Source organism: Rhodococcus jostii NBRC 16295, from assembly GCF_001894825.1.
Lineage (GTDB): Bacteria > Actinomycetota > Actinomycetes > Mycobacteriales > Mycobacteriaceae > Rhodococcus_F > Rhodococcus_F jostii.
Map to the genome: position 1 here is coordinate 1 of NZ_BCWY01000136.1, position 17,790 is coordinate 17,790.

15 protein-coding genes and 3 pseudogenes are annotated in these 17,790 nt (G+C 65.6%); 10 read left to right on the top strand and 8 right to left on the bottom strand.

Features of this window, described 5'->3' with window-relative positions; all coding sequences use genetic code 11:
• Positions 1 to 217: 217 nt before the first annotated feature.
• Together RJ1_RS41770 and RJ1_RS41780 are read right to left on the bottom strand one after the other, a co-directional pair.
• Positions 218 to 878 (bottom strand): annotated as a pseudogene (locus RJ1_RS41770) (GMC oxidoreductase); the annotation flags it as partial.
• Positions 879 to 1,957: 1,079 nt separating this feature from the next.
• Positions 1,958 to 3,016 carry a LacI family DNA-binding transcriptional regulator gene (locus RJ1_RS41780; protein WP_378380249.1) on the bottom strand — a complete coding sequence of 353 codons (1,059 nt, stop codon included), beginning with the start codon at positions 3,014 to 3,016 and terminating at the stop codon, positions 1,958 to 1,960.
• A gap of 193 nt (positions 3,017 to 3,209) precedes the next feature.
• Here RJ1_RS41780 and RJ1_RS41785 point away from each other — a divergent pair, with 193 nt between their 5' ends.
• The 6 genes from RJ1_RS41785 (at position 3,210) to RJ1_RS48485 (ending at position 9,490) form a co-directional block, all read left to right on the top strand.
• Positions 3,210 to 4,127, top strand: a complete 918-nt coding sequence (locus RJ1_RS41785; protein ID WP_073369908.1) for a nitrilase family protein — start codon at positions 3,210 to 3,212, stop codon at positions 4,125 to 4,127.
• 10 nt (positions 4,128 to 4,137) lie between these two features.
• Positions 4,138 to 5,343 carry a hypothetical protein gene (locus RJ1_RS41790; protein ID WP_073369911.1) on the top strand — a complete coding sequence of 402 codons (1,206 nt, stop codon included), beginning with the start codon at positions 4,138 to 4,140 and terminating at the stop codon, positions 5,341 to 5,343.
• Positions 5,340 to 6,764, top strand: a complete 1,425-nt coding sequence (locus RJ1_RS41795; protein WP_073369913.1) for an amidase — start codon at positions 5,340 to 5,342, stop codon at positions 6,762 to 6,764. Before RJ1_RS41790 ends, RJ1_RS41795 begins: the two co-directional genes overlap by 4 nt.
• A gap of 90 nt (positions 6,765 to 6,854) precedes the next feature.
• The gene (locus RJ1_RS41800; RefSeq protein ID WP_073369927.1) at positions 6,855 to 8,498 is read left to right on the top strand and encodes a FumA C-terminus/TtdB family hydratase beta subunit; all 1,644 of its coding nucleotides are present in this window, start codon (positions 6,855 to 6,857) and stop codon (positions 8,496 to 8,498) included.
• A 123-nt stretch (positions 8,499 to 8,621) separates the two neighbouring features.
• The gene (locus RJ1_RS41805) at positions 8,622 to 9,218 is read left to right on the top strand and encodes an aldolase/citrate lyase family protein (RefSeq protein WP_073369915.1); all 597 of its coding nucleotides are present in this window, start codon (positions 8,622 to 8,624) and stop codon (positions 9,216 to 9,218) included.
• Positions 9,209 to 9,490: an aldolase/citrate lyase/malate synthase family protein gene (locus RJ1_RS48485; protein ID WP_255284959.1), complete on the top strand. Its 282-nt coding sequence runs from the start codon at positions 9,209 to 9,211 to the stop codon at positions 9,488 to 9,490. Before RJ1_RS41805 ends, RJ1_RS48485 begins: the two co-directional genes overlap by 10 nt.
• Positions 9,491 to 9,564: 74 nt before the next feature.
• Here RJ1_RS48485 and RJ1_RS48490 read toward each other — a convergent pair whose 3' ends face one another.
• From RJ1_RS48490 to RJ1_RS46485, 4 genes are all read right to left on the bottom strand, one after another.
• Positions 9,565 to 9,984: a hypothetical protein gene (locus RJ1_RS48490; RefSeq protein WP_240319702.1), complete on the bottom strand. Its 420-nt coding sequence runs from the start codon at positions 9,982 to 9,984 to the stop codon at positions 9,565 to 9,567.
• 464 nt (positions 9,985 to 10,448) lie between these two features.
• A complete protein-coding gene (locus RJ1_RS41820) occupies positions 10,449 to 11,084 on the bottom strand; it encodes an RES family NAD+ phosphorylase (RefSeq protein WP_073369931.1) in 636 nt (211 codons plus the stop codon).
• 9 nt (positions 11,085 to 11,093) lie between these two features.
• The gene (locus RJ1_RS41825) at positions 11,094 to 11,693 is read right to left on the bottom strand and encodes a DNA-binding protein (protein ID WP_073369933.1); all 600 of its coding nucleotides are present in this window, start codon (positions 11,691 to 11,693) and stop codon (positions 11,094 to 11,096) included.
• A gap of 154 nt (positions 11,694 to 11,847) precedes the next feature.
• Positions 11,848 to 12,366 carry a hypothetical protein gene (locus RJ1_RS46485; protein ID WP_073369919.1) on the bottom strand — a complete coding sequence of 173 codons (519 nt, stop codon included), beginning with the start codon at positions 12,364 to 12,366 and terminating at the stop codon, positions 11,848 to 11,850.
• Between RJ1_RS46485 and RJ1_RS41835 the strand changes: the two genes are divergently transcribed.
• The 3 genes from RJ1_RS41835 to RJ1_RS41845 all read left to right on the top strand — a co-directional run bounded on the left by RJ1_RS41835 (position 12,365) and on the right by RJ1_RS41845 (position 15,161).
• A complete protein-coding gene (locus tag RJ1_RS41835) occupies positions 12,365 to 13,360 on the top strand; it encodes a plasmid pRiA4b ORF-3 family protein (protein WP_073369921.1) in 996 nt (331 codons plus the stop codon). The genes RJ1_RS46485 and RJ1_RS41835 overlap by 2 nt on opposite strands.
• Before the next feature lie 294 nt (positions 13,361 to 13,654).
• Positions 13,655 to 14,008, top strand: coding sequence for a hypothetical protein (locus tag RJ1_RS41840; RefSeq protein ID WP_240319703.1), 354 nt, complete (start codon positions 13,655 to 13,657; stop codon positions 14,006 to 14,008).
• Positions 14,001 to 15,161 (top strand): hypothetical protein, encoded by a 1,161-nt coding sequence (locus RJ1_RS41845; RefSeq protein WP_073369923.1) that lies wholly within the window; start codon positions 14,001 to 14,003, stop codon positions 15,159 to 15,161. The genes RJ1_RS41840 and RJ1_RS41845 overlap by 8 nt, the downstream gene beginning before the upstream one ends.
• Positions 15,162 to 15,978: 817 nt before the next feature.
• Here the strand turns inward: RJ1_RS41845 and RJ1_RS41855 are convergent.
• Positions 15,979 to 16,455, bottom strand: a pseudogene (locus RJ1_RS41855) (phosphate signaling complex PhoU family protein); the annotation flags it as partial.
• Positions 16,436 to 16,590 (bottom strand): annotated as a pseudogene (locus RJ1_RS48495) (WhiB family transcriptional regulator); the annotation flags it as partial. The pseudogenes RJ1_RS48495 and RJ1_RS41855, both read right to left, overlap by 20 nt.
• A 196-nt stretch (positions 16,591 to 16,786) precedes the next feature.
• Between RJ1_RS48495 and RJ1_RS41860 the strand changes: the two are divergent.
• Positions 16,787 to 17,131, top strand: a complete 345-nt coding sequence (locus RJ1_RS41860; RefSeq protein ID WP_240319704.1) for an SRPBCC family protein — start codon at positions 16,787 to 16,789, stop codon at positions 17,129 to 17,131.
• Positions 17,132 to 17,790: the final 659 nt, after the last annotated feature.

The window sequence follows — 17,790 nt, forward strand, 5'->3', positions numbered from 1 at the left end:
CCAGCAGTTTCGCAATGCATCTCGGGGAACTCGAGCCGAATGAGATGTAGGTTCTCACAGTCGGTGGCATGCCCGATGATACGACCAGTGGTGATTCGGACTGTCTCAGGTCGTTGGCCTTACGCCCAGTCTCAGATTCGTGACACTTCTTCACAAGGACCACCGATCTTCGCCTGCATAGCGGTACGCCTACATCTGGCTGTCCGTCGACTCGGTACTACGTGTTGCGGATCAGATCGGCGGCCTTCTCGCCGATCAGTACCGAGGGTGTGGCCGCGGATGATGGCGGGCATGACGGATGCGTCCGCGATGCGGAGTTCGTCGACGCCTCGGACCTCGAGGTCGGGTATGACGACGCTGGCAGCGTCTCGGCCCATGCGGCAGGGGCCGAACGGGTGGTAGATGGTCTGGCCGAGCTCCTCGAGCGCACGGGTCAGCATCTCCTCGTCGGGGGTTCCGGGTGGCACGACCGGCCGGACGATCGGTCCGAGCTGGGATCTCAGCGAGGGCGCGGAGGCGAGCGCGGCGCAGATCCGTAGGCCGTCGAGCATCGCGTTCCGGTCGATTCCGTCGCTGTCGCTGAGGTAACGGGGGTCGATGACCGGCTTCCCGGCGGGGTCGGCGGATCGGAGCGTGATCTGGCCGCGGCTGACGGGCTCGAGGAGTACGACGCCGATGACGACGGGGTGCGCTGTCGGTGCGACGAGCCGTTCCTCGAAGAACGGTGCGGGCGCGAAGAGTATCTCGAGGTCGGGCAGCGGCAGGTCGGGGCGACTGCGGGCGAATCCGTACGCTTCCTCGACATTCGAGGTCAGCATGCCCTTCCACCTCAGCAGGTAGTTCACGAGCCCGGGGATCTTGTCGGCGGCAAACAGCGAACCGCCGTCGAACTGTACCCGCATCGGGGAACGACTGGCAATGGCCCGGGAACGGGCCGGCCGGGACGCCTCCATCCGGTACGGTCGGGAACTGATCCCGGGTCATGACCGAAGACACAAAACGAGGCCGTCGGCGCGGTGTTCGACCAAGCAACCAACTGCTCGGGCCCGGCGAGCTGTGGGCGTACGGGCCGACGAATCCGCCTCCCGCCGACAGCTCTACACCCGCGGCGGCCGCCGCGGCCGCCGCGACGGCATCATCAACCGCGGCGACGGCACCGTCGCCTACGGACCGATCAGGAACTGGACCACCACCGAGGTCTGGGCACACATCGCCAGACAGCAGTTCCGGTCGACCCGGTCTACGCCAAGCTCCGCCAGATAGCAGCACCGCATCCCCCATCGCATTGATGGTGGCCAGCTCGATCGCGGCCGGCTGACCTGGCTCCGCCGCGGATGGCCCACCCTCTTCGAACAACTCACCGACACCCTCCCCGCATCCGCCGACTGAGCTGAGCGGCTCTCACCTTCCCCGCGATGGATCGTGGGCCCGACAGAGAAGATGGTCAGGAAATATCCCGTGGGATGTCGAGAACCCACGCGCGGCTTCGTCCCCCGAGCAGTCCCGACGCCGACAAGATCAGGATCAGGCCGATGTTTGCTGAGGATGGAGGACTTCCGGATTGGCCACAGGTCGGAAGTACACCGACCGCAACGCTTTCTAGCGCTAATGCAATCGAGGGCTACCGTGGGCCACACTGCAGAGGCACCGCGCCCCGTGACCTGATTGGATTGCGGTCGAAAGACATCGACCTGCAATCGATATGCGGGCGATTCCGACCGTGTATACGCCCGCGCGGTGGGGCGGTGGGGCGGCACAAGCCTCATCACCGTCCCCGTGGGCGAACGTGCCGGACCGTGCTTCAGCGAGTCAGATTGAGCACGCAGGTATTGAGCGAGCGCCCGCAGGACCTCGCCACCCGGTGACATGTTCAAGGATGCGATGCGTGCGTTCGACCAGGTCGTGATGTTGCGGGCACTCGCCATTGATCAGCGACAGCCGGTAATTGCGAACAGGTTCAACTCTGGCGGCTCACGTCCGTCGAAGCCCGGATCACCAGTTTCGGCTCCGTGTACACACTTCTCACCTTCTTACCGGCGAGTTTCTTGATCAACATCTCGATGGCGGATCTACCCATATCGACAGGAGCGGAATCAATCGAAGTTAATGGGACGTGTAATTCCGCAGCCAGGGCCGTGTTGTTGAAGCCGACCAGAGCGATGTCATAACCGACGCGCAGGCCGTGAGCCCTGATAGATCCTGCTGCACCGATCGCAGCGAAATCGTTGACGGCGAAGAAGGCGGTCGGCCGTGGATCGAGGGCAAGGAATCGATCCGCGGCGACGTGGCCGCCGGCGCTGTCGAGACCCGAGTGAATGACATGGCTCGCCGGGATGTCGATCCCTGCTTCTCGATATCGATCGATAAACCCTGCTGGTCGGTCAATACCTGTACTGGCGTGCGCCAACCCGGCGATCACGGCCACGTTCGTATGTCCGAGTTCCAGCAGGTGTTCTGCTGCGATCCGTCCGCCTCGGTAGTTGTCGCAAGTCGACGACGGATAACCCGCGACACCGCGGTTCACCAGGACGAACGGGATACCCTTCTTCCCGATCTCCTCAAGAATGGTCTGATCGTCGGAGCGCGCGTCACCGAGAATCAACCCGTCCACCCGCCGGTCGAGCATCATGTCCGCTCGGACCCGTTGCAGATCCTGCTCGTCCTGGGTGTTCGCGACGAACGCAGTCAATCCGTGGTCTGCGGCGGCCGCCTCGATGCCTTCGTACACCGTAGCCAGTACGACATCGGACAATCGAGGAACCAGTACGCCGACTAGGTTGCTGCGCCTGGTGCGCAAACTGGCGGCGTGAGGATTCGGTCGATAGCCGACCTCGGCCGCGCGTAAACGGATGCGCTCAGCCGTCTCCCCCGAGGCCGCCCGCTCCCCCTCCTTCATGCCATTGAGCACACGGGCCACGGTCGAGACATGCAGACCCAGGTCGTCTGCGATACCCCGCAGTGTCGCCGGGTTTCGTACTCGCGCCACGGGTTCAGCCCTTTCCTCTTCCGTCGACATCCGGTGATGGCGACACAGCACGCAATCGTTCTTACATGCCCAACATATCGATCTGCTCGAGCCCTCTTGACAGAGGGCTAGCTCACAGAGAATCATAACCCGAACGTTCGGCCCGAACGTTCGGGCGCGAACTGAGCAGGAAAAACATCTTGCTTATGCGCTCCGCTTGATGCAGTGAGAAAGGTCAGTCGACATGACGGAAAACACCGCCATTACCGGTTCGGACGAGGTCCGGCACAGCCCCGCCCGGGTCGCAGTGGTTCAGTTCAACCCCCAAGTCGGGGTCGAGAACCGCAAGTCGAACTCAGAGGCCGTCTACGAACGCCTCAACCAGGCGGTTCAGGAAGGGGCGAACTTGATCGTCCTTCCCGAACTCGCGACAACCGGGTACACGTTCACGTCCCGAGAAGAGGCGTACGCACACGCCGAAGAGGTGCCCTCAGGTGAGACAGTGCGGGGTTGGGAGTCCTTCGCCGCCGAGCACGATATCTATCTCGTAGGCTGTCTGCCCGAACTCGACGGAGACCGCCTCTTCGACACCGCAGTCTTGGTCGGTCCGGATGGGTTCGTCGGCAAGTACCGCAAGACGCACTTGTGGAACGAGGAGAAGTTGTACTTCGAACCCGGCGACCTCGGCTACCCGGTGTTCCACACCAAGATCGGCCGGATCGGCCTGCTGGTGTGCTGGGACATCTGGTTCCCCGAAACCGCACGAATCGTCGCGCAACAGGGTGCCGACATCATCTGCATCCCGACCGGGTGGGTGTGGACACCGCCGCCGCTCTACGACGCGAGCGGAACCTGCATGGCGGCGTATCTGACGATGACCGCGGCGCACTCGAACAATGTGTTCATCGCGACCGCGGATCGCATCGGCACCGAGCGAACCTCGGGCTTCATGGGCAACTCGCTGATCGCCGGCACCAACGGCTGGCCAATCGACCGTATCGCCGGCCCGGACGAAGACACCATTGTCTATGCAGACATCGACGTCGTTCAGGCGCGCACTGCACCGATCTGGAACCAACTCAACGACCTCCATCGTGATCGCCGCACCGATCTTTACGATCAGTTGCTCGGCTATCGCGGCGGCGACGCATTCCCCCGATAGGACATCAGCGATGAGCACGCTCACGTCGGCGCCCAAACGCCAAGGCACTCTCGCGCTCTGGGCGCTCGTCATCGAGATCGCCGTTGTCGGATTCGCGCTCGTCCTCCTCCTCGAGCAGGCGAGCTCTCACATCACCCCGACCATCTCTGACTACTCGATCTGGAACGGAAACATCACCGCCGTCGGGCCGTTCCTGCTCTGGATGCTGTCGGCCACCACGGAACCAAACTTCTATTCCAGCGCCTTGGCCGGAGTCGGGCTACTCGCCGGCGGCACCATCGCACACGCGCTATTTCGTCGAAACAGCAAGTGGCATGGATATATTCAAGCCTGTGGCTCCGGCGACTGGACTTGGGTGGTCGCAAGCGCCTTACTCGGAGTGCTCGCAAGTAATCTCTTGTGGGGTTGGACCCTCGAATCGACGAATACGTGGCAGCCGCTCTTCGTACCCTTCGTGTCCGTGTCGCCGACGGTCGTGCTCATGTTCGGCCCGACCGTAAAGAACGTTCTCACCGGCGCCGGCCTCGGCGCTCTCACGACGACGCCACTGTCCTTGGCCGGGACAAACTACATTTGCGAGCCGCTCGGCATCCCGCCGGTGGTGGGTGTCACTGGCGGGATGGCGGTCGGGGCGTTGGTCGCCTTCGCGATCTGCCGGGTTCTGCCGTGGATGCCCGCACCTGTGCACCTGCGTCAGCAACAACCACCGTCGCCACCGCCCACGGATCGGCCCGCGGCACACGGTGCCCGGTGGACGCTGCGCCGCACAATCGCCGACTTCTCCGAAGCGCAGTTCTTTGGCAACGAGTGGGCAAGTGCGGGCCTGGTGCTCGGGGCGATCGCGGCATACCTGCTCAATCCGGCGTCGCTGGCCTACGGCTCGGGTCTACTGCCACAGATCCTGGTCGCACAACTCATCACGGCATCGGCCGCAATCGTTCTCTGGCGAAAGCAGTGGTCGAGCAGACCGTTCTACCCGACCTTCGTTCCTGTCGTCTCGGTCGCACCTGCCACAGTCCTCGCCTTCGGGGGCTCGGTGCAAGCCATCCTGGCGGGGGCTCTCCTCGGTGCTGCGGTGGCACCGCCGGTCGCCGCGGCGATCGCCCGCCGACTTCCCTCCGACTTCCATCCCTTCATAGGCAACGTCGCCTCCATGGCCCTCAGCACGGCCATCATCGTTCCGGCGTTGGGGCTCGCGCCCGGGTTCACCTCATGACAGTCAACAACGACTCGCCCTCGACATTCGCTCATGGATTCTTCACCACGCAGTCCATTGGCGCACTCGGATCTCAGCTCCGCAACGGGCAGACCACCTCGCTCGAGCTCGTCGACCACGCGTTAGCCGAGATCGAGCGCGCCAACCCCGTTCTCAACGCGTTCAGTTCCATCGACGCAGACGGGGCCAGGCGCACGGCCGAACACGCAGACACCGAACTCGCCCGTGGCATCGATCGGGGACCGCTACACGGCATTCCTATCGCCATCAAAGACATAATCGATGTCGCCGGCCAAGTGACGACAGCCGGGTCCGCCCTCTACCTCGACCGGTACGCAGATAAGGACGCAGCCTGTGTCCGAGCACTTCGCGAGGCCGGCGCAATCATCGTCGGAAAAACCGTCCTCCACGAATTCGCCTACGGGGCAACATGTGATCGCTCCGTACACGGAGCCTCCCGCAATCCGCATGACCCGTCGCGGATCAGTGGCGGATCGAGCGGCGGGAGCGCAGTCGCCGTCGCGGCGGGTATGGTGCCCATGGCTCTCGGAACCGACACTGCCGGCTCCGTCCGTGTTCCTGCCGCCCTCTGCGGCATCGTCGGTTTCAAACCCGCGTTCGATGCCATCTCCACTGACGGCGTGTACCCCCTCAGTCCTTCCCTGGACCATGTCGGCATATTCACCCAGACTGTCGCCGACGCAGCGCTGACCTATCAGGCTCTTGCGGCCAGTGACGGCGGCGCATCCACCGCAGCCGCAGCGGACGACTCCACACTGCCCGAGGTACGAGTTGCGTGGGTGGAACCGTCATCTATCGGGCCCGTGGATCCGGCAGTCGAGACCGCGGTGCGTACCGCGGTCACAGACCTACTCGGCCCGATACCCAGCATCAACCTCGATTACTCCAGCGGCGACCTCTTCTCCGTCTTTTCGACCATTCAGGGAAGTGAGGCATTCGCGGAACACGTCGACGACGTCACACATGCAGCCGATGCGATCGACACCGAGGTCCTGGGCCGGCTCCAAAGGGGGGCGGAGCTGCGCGCATGGGAGTACCTCCACGCCGTGACCGCGCGAACGGCCTTCCGTGAAGCCCTGGAGGAGTACTTCCACCAGTACGACGTACTGGCTCTGCCGACAGTTCCGACTGTCGCCGTGCATGTCGGGGAACGCACCCACTCTATCGATGGAGTAGAGGTCGAGATCCGTTCTGCGCTTCTCTCACTCACCAGCCCATGGAACCTGACGGGCAGCCCCAGCATCACGCTGCCAGCCGGTTTCGTCGACGATCTGCCGATCGGCCTGCAGCTCGTGTGCGCGACCGGACACGAAGACACACTGTTCCGGCTCGTAACCCGCCTCGAAGGTGACCTCGCCGAGAGTGACCCGTCGATCGCGGCGATCAGTCTCCCCACCTGACCCCGTGCCGTCGCGTGAGTTCCCCAGTCACGCGACGGCACCCACCACTGTCGGTTTCACTCGTTGACCGAACTCGACCAGGACCACACGATGACAGAGTTTCGCTACACCCCGATACTCGGCGCAGCTGAGCCCGACTCCACCGAATACCGCAGAATCGATACCAGTGGGATGGACATACTCGGATGGGGGCCTCGGCGCATCCTGAGTGTCGAACCAAACGTATTGACAACACTCGCGTTCGAGGCCTTTCGTGACATCTCACATCTCCTTCGCACGAAGCATCTCGAGCAGGTCGCAGCGATCCTCGATGACCCCGAGGCCTCCTCCAACGACAAGTTTGTGGCCACCGAACTACTCCGCAACGCGAACATCGCCGCAGCCGGTGTGCTGCCGATGTGCCAGGACACCGGGACCGCCATCATCCACGCACAACGCGGTCGGCACGTCCTGACTGACGGTGACGACGCCCGCCACCTCTCTCGCGGCATCTACGAGGCCTACACCCATCTCAACCTGCGCTACTCGCAGATGGCACCGGTCTCCATGTTCGACGAACGCAACACCGGCACGAACCTGCCCGCACAGATCGAGCTCCACGCCGAGGGCGACGACAGTTACGACTTCTTGTTCATGGCGAAAGGCTGCGGGAGCGCGAACAAGAGCTTCCTCTTCCAGCAGACGGCAGCACTCCTGTCTCCGAAGACGCTGCTCGACTTCATCGTCGACAAGGCCAGCGAGATCGGCACCTCGGCGTGCCCTCCCTACCATCTGGCCGTCGTGATCGGAGGACCGACCGCGGAGTACGCGCTCAGGGCAGCAAAACTTGCCTCCGCACATCACCTCGATAACCTTGCCCAGCACGGCGGAGACGGAATCGGATACCGGGACCTCGACTTCGAGGAACAGGTCCTCAACCGCACCCGCCAGTTGGGAATCGGCGCTCAGTTCGGCGGCAAGTACTTCTGCCACGACGTCCGCGTGATTCGCCTGCCACGGCACGGCGGATCCCTGCCGATCGCTCTGGCCGTGTCGTGCGCTGCGGATCGCCAAGCGCGCGGCAAAATCACCCACGAGGGGGTGTTTCTCGAACAACTCGAACGCGACCCGGGACGATTCCTCCCCGACACCCTCCCCGACGACCTCGCCGAACCTGCCGTCGCAATCGACCTCAACACGACCCTCGACCGCATCCGAGCTCAGCTGTCCGGGCACAGTGTCGGCACCCGACTGTCACTGACCGGGACTCTGGTCGTGGCCCGCGACCTCGCGCACGCCAAGATCAAAGTACGCCTCGACGAGGGTGAACCGATGCCCGACTACCTTCGCGATCACCCCGTGTACTACGCGGGCCCAGCGAAGACTCCGAGCGGGTATCCCTCCGGTTCGTTCGGACCCACCACCGCCGGGCGAATGGACTCCTACGTCGAGCAATTCCAGGCCGCAGGCGGTTCGCTGATCATGCTCGCGAAAGGGAACCGCACTCCCGCTGTCGCCCGCTCGTGCCGGGTGAACGGTGGCTTCTACCTGGGATCCATCGGCGGACCGGCCGCACGGCTTGCCCACGACTGCATCAAACGCATCGACGTCCTCGAATATGGCGAACTCGGAATGGAAGCAGTCCTCCGGATCGAAGTCGAGAACTTTCCCGCGTTCATTGTCATCGACGACCAGGGAAACGACTTCTACGCCCGTGACCAACAACCACTGCTGACCATCGGCCGCCGACCATGATGACAGTCCGGCTCAACCGCAAGTCCCGACACTGTGAACGGGACAGCACAGCCCCCTACCTACGCATACCGGCGAGTGTGTGCCGCGGCCACTCCACAGACACCGACTCCAAGGATGATTACAATGCCACTCTCGAGCACGGCCGTTCCCCTCGACGTATGCCGGTCATGGCTCCTGACTTCCGCCACCGACCCGGTGCGCCTTCGCAGCGCAGCACTGTCAGGCACCGACGCACTCATTCTCGACATCGAGGACGGTGTTCCACCCCATCGCAAGGAACACGCGCGAGATATTGCATCGCAATGGCTCCAGCATGAACGGGCGTGGGTGCGAATCAGCGACGCGACCACCCCCTACTGGGAGCAGGATCTTCACACTCTCCGGAATGCGCCCGGACTGCAAGGGATAATGCTCGCCAAAGCCGAGTCCGACGAGCAGATCAAACGAACCGCCCGTCTACTGGACTCAGACACACCGATCGTCGCGCTGATCGAGTCGGCGGCCGGGATCGCAGCGTCCGGCGACTCGCCTTCGGCATCGGAGACTTCGGCCGCGATACCGGGATCGGACGCACACCCCTTGCGCTGTCCTACGCCAGGTCCCAGCTCGTTCTCGCAAGCCGGACAGGAGGGATCGCCGGTCCCATCGATGGACCGACCCTTCCCGCGGAGGACGAGCAACTCCGCGGCGATTCCCTCATTGCTGTCGAAATGGGAATGACGGGAAAGCTGTGTCTGCACCCGAACCAGATCGCCTCAGTCAATACCGAGTTCAGTCCTTGTCCGGAACTAATCGAATGGGCGAACACCACGCTCCACCAACTCGGTGACGCGCAGACCGTCACCGATGGAAGTCAGCTTCCGCGCATCGCACGAGCACACAAGATCATCGCGCTCGCACAGCACTACGGCGAGATACCCGAGCCGGTGCAGCACCACCACCAGCAGAAGACAACCAACGGCCTTTCCGGACAACCGAACCCACGACTGTGACACATTTTTCTCCGAGATCCCCACCAGCTACAAACCCAGGTCCGTCGCATTAGGAGGCATCGATCCGCACCACGTCAGCCACGCCAGGTTCCTTCCAGGATCGCCCTACGCAGATGCTCGCCGGCCTCCGCCGCATCCGGGCCCGGGCCCGGGCTGCCGAGCACATCGTGCAACGCGATAATCGGATCGACCCGCACCACCGGCGCCCCGTCGACCGCGGCGGCCGGATCGACCCGCACCGTCGGTTGTGCCGCCACGGCCGCGGTCTGCCACAGAGTCGAGTCCTGCGGCACCGTCACCACCAGCGTGTACTCCACATCGGTGGCCGGGGTGAAACCAGCCACCGTGAAGTCCAACAACTCACTGCTGTACAGTCCGGCCACCGCCGGCAACCGCCACGGCGCATACACATCCGCCGCCACATCCCCGGTCAGCACACACCCCACATCCCGCTCCGAGCACCACGTGACGGCCGCCTCCGACTGCCGCACCACCGGATCGAGTCCGTACGAGTACGCCTCGACGCACCACCCGGACCCGGATACTCCGCAAATAACCCATCGAGATAATCGCGACGCTGCCCGATCACCCACTCACGGTCGGTGCGCAACGCGAACCGATGACCCCGCAACACATGCGAGACCGACCCCCAGACCCCGCCCAGCAACGAATACAAACTAAAACAGCATTGCGTACTTAAGTTTGTACAAGACCATTCCCGCATATGCACCCACCCGCCGGCCACCTACCGGGAATCAAAGTCGAGTTATCTTCGTGCGAGTAATCATCGCGATCACGAAGCAGCGCCACAGCATCCCCTACGCCATAACACACCACAACTGCTCGAGGACCTCGTCCGCGATCATCGGCGGCCGTACCAGGCGCGCCGCGAGCTTTGCCTCCTACGAAACGCACCGTCCGCATCCGGTCGATACGACCCCACCCGGGTCGGCGCGCCTCAGACGAGGGTGTAGCCGAGCGCCTCCGCGGCCGCGGCGAGACGGCGTTGCAGACCGGGATGCGCGAGCGGGTTCGACGTGGCCGGCCGGCCGGGGAAGGCGTCGGCGGCTGGGGGGAACAGCGCTGCACACGGGCCGCCGGAAAACCGCCCCCGGTACAGCAGCCCATCGAGCCCGGGGTGCGCGGCCGCAATGGTGCGGGCCCACCGCTGGGTGAGGCCGTGCGGGGCGGAATCGAGGGCGAAGGTGCCACCGACCCGGGTCGGCCAGCGGCCGGCCCCGAGCCCGCCGATGTCGAGCAGCCGCAGGTCTCGGGCCGGATGCAGCCCGGTCAGGTACGGTGCCTCCTGCACCCGGTCGATCGTGCGGGTGGCCTGGAATGCTTCCGCGAGTGCGCCGTGCACATCGGTGGCCCCGTACCAAACGCCGTGCCCCGGGTGGTCACCGCTCGGGAGTGGGTGCGGGTCGAAGCGCAGCACCGGGCCATACGTGCGGAGCTCGTTCCAGGCGAGCGCGTGGCTGCTCGTGGTGCGGTGCACCCGCCAGAGGATGTCGGTGGTGGGGATCAGGGCGTATTCGTTGTCGCGGATGCCGTGGTGGGAAAGTTCGTCGACGGCCGGAGGGTGCGGGAGCATCCGCGCCACTTACGCTGCCTCCCAATCGATTTGGGTGATGATCTCGAGTGCGGACTCGACGTCGCCGCCGCTGGTGAGCCAATCGATGACCGAGACCGGGCTTGCGTCCAGCATCAGATCGGCCCGAGGGTCGGTCAGGGCCCGCTCGAGCGCGAGGGGATGCAACCCGTCCGGGAGCATCGTCAGGATACGGTCGAGGTTCGGCACCATCGCCCCACCGGTGAACTGCACCGCCGGCAGCAGCAGTTTGTTGCCGACCTTGATCGCCCACACACTGCCCGTCCCGGCGCGTTGGCGGATCCGGGAGGTCGACACCCCGAGCAGACCGGCCGCCTCCTCGACCGTCTTGGCGGTGGCGGTGAGCTCACGCATGCGTCGCTCCCGCTCGGCGGCCGCAGCGGCCGGGGCGAGCGGGTCCTCGATGAACCCGGCCGCGTCATACAAGGCGGCGTCGTGGTCGCTGAGCTGGGCGTTCGGGTGTGCTCCGCGCCGCAGCGCGTGCAGCAACGGCAGCATCGTTTCCCGCGAGACCGGGGTACCGAGCGCCTCCCCCACCGCGGCCTCGAAATCGACGTCACCGGCGAGGTAACGGTCATCGATCGTACCCACCACCAACACCTCCTAACAGTTGCTAACAGACTACCTCACTGTTAGCCGACGGGCGAGGGCAACCGACCACTCATCGGCGCATCCGCCAGCGTGACATCCCGAAGGTGAAGCGCCATTACCCGCCGCGGAGGCTTCGCAGCGGGAGTCTGCAGGCTCAGTGGCGGTGCCACCCGCCCACCCAGAACGCGGCCGGCCGGGAACGAAAGCATCCCCAAGCGACGCGGCCGAGGTCAGGTGAGTGCGGCAAATGGGCACACGACCGGCTTCCGAATCCCGCGATCACTCGCGGCCACGGCGACGACGTCGCAGCCGCCCACGCCAGCCCGCGGCCCGTGGACACGGCACACGCCAACGTGTCCCGCCACTGCGCTGGTTCGGTAACGAAGCCGGTGTATACGGCAGTGATCTCCGCCGTATTCCCGCGCGCAGCGCCAGAATAGGGGAGCACCGCGAATCCGTGCAGCACGGTCGAGGCGGCCAACGTCATGGCGTTGAGGATTCCGTCGGAGATGCCGAGAGAAGGGCCACAGCCACTTCTGCGCGGACCCGGCCGGCGACCTTTCCGGATTCGGACGCGGTCGATGATCCGGCCACCGGCGACGACCTCGTCGAGGCCGTGCACGGCCGCATCGCCCGTCCCCTGCGACGGTGCCGTACTACCCTTGACCGGCATGGCCAGATCCACTCGTGCACACGCTCGGCGGTCCCAGCCGGTCACCTACCAGGTCCGGGTCGATCTGGACGACGCGAAGCCACCGATCTGGCGGCGACTGCTGCTGTCCTCGGAGTTGATGCTCGACGAGCTGCACGCCGTACTGCAGCAGGCCATGGGATGGACCGACAGCCATCTGCACCAATTCCTGTTCGGGGAGAACAAGATGGACCGATTCGCCGAGCAGTTCCACATGAAGTTCATGCTCGACGAAGGCGCCGACGGGGTCCTCGAGAACCAGGTGCGCCTCGATGAACTTCTCGCCGAACCGACGGACCGGCTGTTCTACCGGTACGACTTCGGTGACGGCTGGGACCACACCCTCGTCGTGGAGCAGGTGCTGTCCCGGACCGGTGACGAACCTCCCGCGCTCTGCATCGGCGGCGCCCGCGCCTGCCCGCCGGAGGACTGCGGCGGTATCTGGGGATACCTCGACCTCCTGCAGGACCCGACGAGCGCCCCCGGGGGCGCGGTTCCCGACGGTTTCGATCCCACATATTTCTCTGTTGAGGAGACCAACGCCTGCCTGCGTGATCTCGCCGCACTCCCGGTGCCGAATCCCGAGGGCGGTGACCGGCACTTCCAGCCCGCGGCAACGGCGGTGGGGTGGCTACTCAACCGGGTAGGCGCACAAGGCATCCGGCTGACCGCCGCCGGGTATCTCCCGCCCGCGGTGGTGACCGCGGCGATGGACGAACTACGGTGGCGTGACCAGTGGATCGGCACCTGCACCCGGGAGGACACCACCGCACCGGTTTTCGACCTCCGCGAAACCGCTGCGCAGCTGAGACTGCTGCGCAGATACCGCGGGCAGCTGTTGCTCACCAAGAAAGGGGCCGCCCTCCGCGACGACCCGGAGTCGCTCCGCCGCTACCTGGCCGCGTCCCTGCCCACACCGCCGTGGTGGGCGTCAGGGCGATACGCACCCGACACCGGTCCCGCCGCGCCGTCGTAGCCGCCCACCCCCACCCTCAGCAACTCCCAGGACCACCACCGAAAGCACACGGAAACAGAACATCCCGGTCGCGCACCTCGGAAGGACCGGTGCGTGCGGGCTGCGATTACAGAGGCACCTTCGGCGGGCGCGTTGGTCCGTGGCTTTCGGTGCACACCAACGGAGTGAAGCCGGCCCGCGCCGAGGGGGCCTGGCAAGTAGGGGGCCACCGGTCGGCGCAGCCCCGACGCAGGGCACCGTCCCCCGCGGTGGCTACCCTGACACCGCACAGGCCGACAAATAATGGGAGGAACCGTGAGGCGCCTGACCGGTCGATGGGGGATCGTGCAGATGGACATGTGGGACCGCGACGCCATCGACCTCGTCGAACCCGGCTTCATCGAGTTCGCCGGCGACGGGACCGGCCAGCTCGGCTTCATCGCCGTCCGCGGCTGGATGGACTGCCGGACCACCGAACGCGACGGCCGCACCACCGTGGAGTTCAGCTGGGACGGCGACGACGAGGGGACCAGGTCAGCGGGCGCGGCTGGGCCGTTCCGGTGGGCGACGCAACACTCGAGGGACACCTATTCATCCATCGGGGAGACGACTCCGGCTTCCGGGCGAAACCCTTTGACCGCGCCGATCGGCTGGATGGGCGATGAGTGAGTACCAGTACTACGAATTCCTCGCCGTCGACCGGCCGCTGGACGATCGCCAACGGGCCGAGGTCCGTTCACTGTCCACCCGCGCGCGGATCACGGCCACCAGCTTCGTCAACGAGTACCACTGGGGCAACTTTCGGGGCGACCCGAACCGGATGATGGAGCGCTACTACGACGCCCACCTCTATCTGGCGAACTGGGGAACACAGCGGATCATGCTCCGCCTACCGCGCGGCCTGCTCGACATCGACGTCGCCCGGGACTATTGCGTCGGCGACCTGGTAACGGCCTGGACCACAGGCGAATACCTCGTGCTCGACCTGACCAGCGAGGACGAGGCCAGCGACTTCGATCCTGACGCCTGCCCATCGATGTCCGCCGTCGTCGGAGTCCGCGCCGAACTCGCCGCGGGCGACCTCCGGCCGCTCCACCTCGCCTGGCTGGCCGGCCACGGCACCGCGGAAGCAGACGAATACGCCGTCGACCGCAACGCCGATCAGGATCTGGAGCCACCCGTGCCGCCCGGATTGGCCGCGCTCACCGCGGCGCAGCGCGCCCTGGCCGACTTCCTCCGCGTCGACGACGACGTGCTCGCCATCGCGTCCCAGACCAGCGCACCACTCGCCGAGACCACCGACGTCCCCGGCCAACTCGCCGCCTGGGTGCAGGACCTGCCCGTTGCCGAGAAGAACCGGCTCCTGCTGCGGGTCGCCGAAGACCACGCCGTGACCGTACGGGCGGAGATGCTGCGCAGGTTCCACGACGAACACAGCACACCCATCGCATCCCCACCTCTCCGAACCGTGGCCGATCTTCTCGACGCCGCAAGCCGTCGCCGGGGCGATCGCGAGCGCCGGGTGGCCGCCCAGCGTGCCGAGCAGCAAGCCCGACGGCAGCAGGACCGTTCCCTCGCCCGCGAGAAACGAATCGACGAGCTGGCCCGCGACGAGGAGGCCACGTGGTCACGAATCGACGCGATGATCGCCACCCGCAAACCCGGCGAGTATGACGCCGCCGCCGCACTGCTCACCGAACTGCAGACGCTCGCCGAACGCGAGGGCCGACGTGACACCTTCACCCGGCGCTGCTTGGCACTACGTCACACGCACGCGCGCAAACCACGCCTCATCGAACGCCTCGACCGCGCAGGCGTGTGAACCGGCAGATGCAGTGATGGGTGCCGTAAGGGATTGCCCGGTCACCAGCGACCTGCTGTAGTGCCACCGAAAAGCCGGAGCGGCACACGCCGCCGCGGGATCGCGACTCACGCTCGACGCCGGCTGACTTTCGGAGGCCCGGGTCGATCCCTGCAGTCAGGACGAGGATCGATAAGCAGCCGCGCGGTGACAGATCGTGGTGACCGCCACCGTGCGATGCGCTGCGTCGATCAGATACGGACCCGGCCGACGGGGGTCGAGGCCGCCCGACCATGGGAGCGAGCGGTGCTGACGACACTACGGCGGCAGGCCGGCCTTCACCATTCCCGGTTCGCTCCGACGCTCACGTCGACGCGCGGAGCGCCGCGGACACGTACTACTCCCGGCGGCGAGGCGTGGCGCGTTCCCACCAGTCGACCGTCTCGCCGTCGGCGGCGAGTCTTTCCAGCGCACGCGCGGTGAACTCGATCTGGGCGCCGGAGCCGGACCAGCAGAACTTCCACAGTTCCTTCGCCGCGAGGTGATAGTGGTGCAGTGCCTCATCGACGGTGTACGCGTCCACCTCCCCGGCGCGGAAGCGGTCGACCTCCGCTGCGGCACACTCGATCAGCTCACCCAGCCGGGCCTCGTGATACGCGGCGACCAGCGCCCGATCGGCTCGCCGCTGCCCCTTGCTGCCCACGGTCACCGACAGTACCGATGCCGCGAGGCACTCACGACCTGAAGACCACGACCACCGGGATCGGCGCCGCCCCACACGCCGCGCGCGGGCGCCGCGCTGGGCATCTGTGGCTGTGCTGCCGCACGCGGCCGCAGGATCGGCGAGCTCGTCGTCCCGCCTCCCGAGGTCGGCGGCCAGCTCGGGATCATGCTTGCGCAGGACCTGTTCTGCGCCTCGGGCCAACTCGCCCGCCACCCGCCCCATCCGGGCGAGCAGTTCCTCCGCCTCCCGGAGGCGACGTCGTCCGGGTGCCGGCGGCGCACGCTCTCCGCCACATGCTGTGCCAGCCCGCCCATACGGCTCAGATCCGCCACCAGATGCAACCCGGTGACGACCTGACGCAGGTCCCGGGCTACCGGGGCCTGCAACGCCAACAACGCCAGCGCCTGCACTCCTCGCACGGACCCCGCAACTGCTCGATCTGCTCGCAGAGGTCGAACACCCGCTTGCCAGCGGAAGATCGGCCCAGACGACGGCATCGGTGGCCGTCTCGACGGCCTCCCCGGCCAGATGACACATCGACGCCGACCGGTCGGTCAGCGCATCGAGCTGGTCATGAAACATCGTCCGCATACCCCTCATCATCGTGCACTCCGCCGCGACGCAGCCGGCGGGCGTGCCGCCTGCGGTCGGTCTCGGTCATGCCGCCCCAGATTCCGTACGGTTCGCCCGTGTCAGGGCGTGGTCGCGGCACTGATGGAGACCGGGTCAGCGTTCCCCATCGCCATGAGCGCCGAAATCGGACTCGGGCGGAGCGCACGAAGAATGATCCTGGGCGAGAGCGGCGCGGGTACCAATCACGCCGTGACAGCAGTCGACGTCCTGACCGAAATTGTGATCGAGCGACCGAGACATTATGTCGCCGCCTACGTATCCGACCCCCGGCAATTCGACCCAATGGTACGTGAATATCAAAGCAGTCCAGTGGAAATCGCCGCATCCGGCGATCCCGGGATCGCGTGTCGAGTTCATCGCTCAATTCCTCGGCCGAACCCTGACATACACCTACGAAGTCACCGAGTTGGTCCCGCACGAGCGCTTCGTCATGCGGACTGCCGAGGGCCCGTTCCCCATGGAGACAACCTACGCGTGGACAGACAGTGCCGACGGGATCACCCGGATGACGCGACGCAACCGCGGTGAACCATCCGGCCTTTCGCGCATCGCAGCACCGATCGTGGCGATGGCGATGCGCCGGGCCAACACCAAGGACCTTGCCCGGCTCAAAGCGATACTCGAGGCGTCCTGACCCGGATCAGTCGCTCAGACGGACGGTCATTGCACCGTGCCAGGCTCGACGAGGCCCTGCACGGCGGCAGCACTCACTCCTTGTCGCGGGCGAGGACTCCGCCTGGCCGATCCGGTGAAGGCGTTGCGCAGCAGTACCTTCGGCTGCGCACCTGACAGTCCCGAAGACCAACGTCAGGCGCACTTCGATAGCCCAACACTGTCGGCTCCGACCCTCCGACGCGGGGACTCCGTCCACGCACACCGTCGATCGCGGTAAACAACACCGGCACCAACGACTCCCCTTCGAGACCAACTGTCCGCCCACGGGTTCTCGGGATGCCTCCCTTGCCGCCCTAATGGAGAAGTTCACCGGGAAGGGACACACGGGAATCGCCAGCTCCGCAACGTCCGGTCCTGGACCGGCGTTCGCAACACGGGTCGAGGCGCTGCTCTGCCGCCACCGCGATCCGGCCATCCACCGGAGTCCGGTCGTGTGGACGGAGGCACCACGGAATGGATCGCAGAGCGTCATGATGAGGTGATGCGGATCTGGATGCTGGTCGACCACGAACCCGGATACGAGCGCCTGCATGTCGGAGACCGAATCGAAGCCACTACCGCATGGTGCCGGCCGGAGATGTTGCCAGCAGAATTGGTGAGCTGGGACGTCCCCGTCCA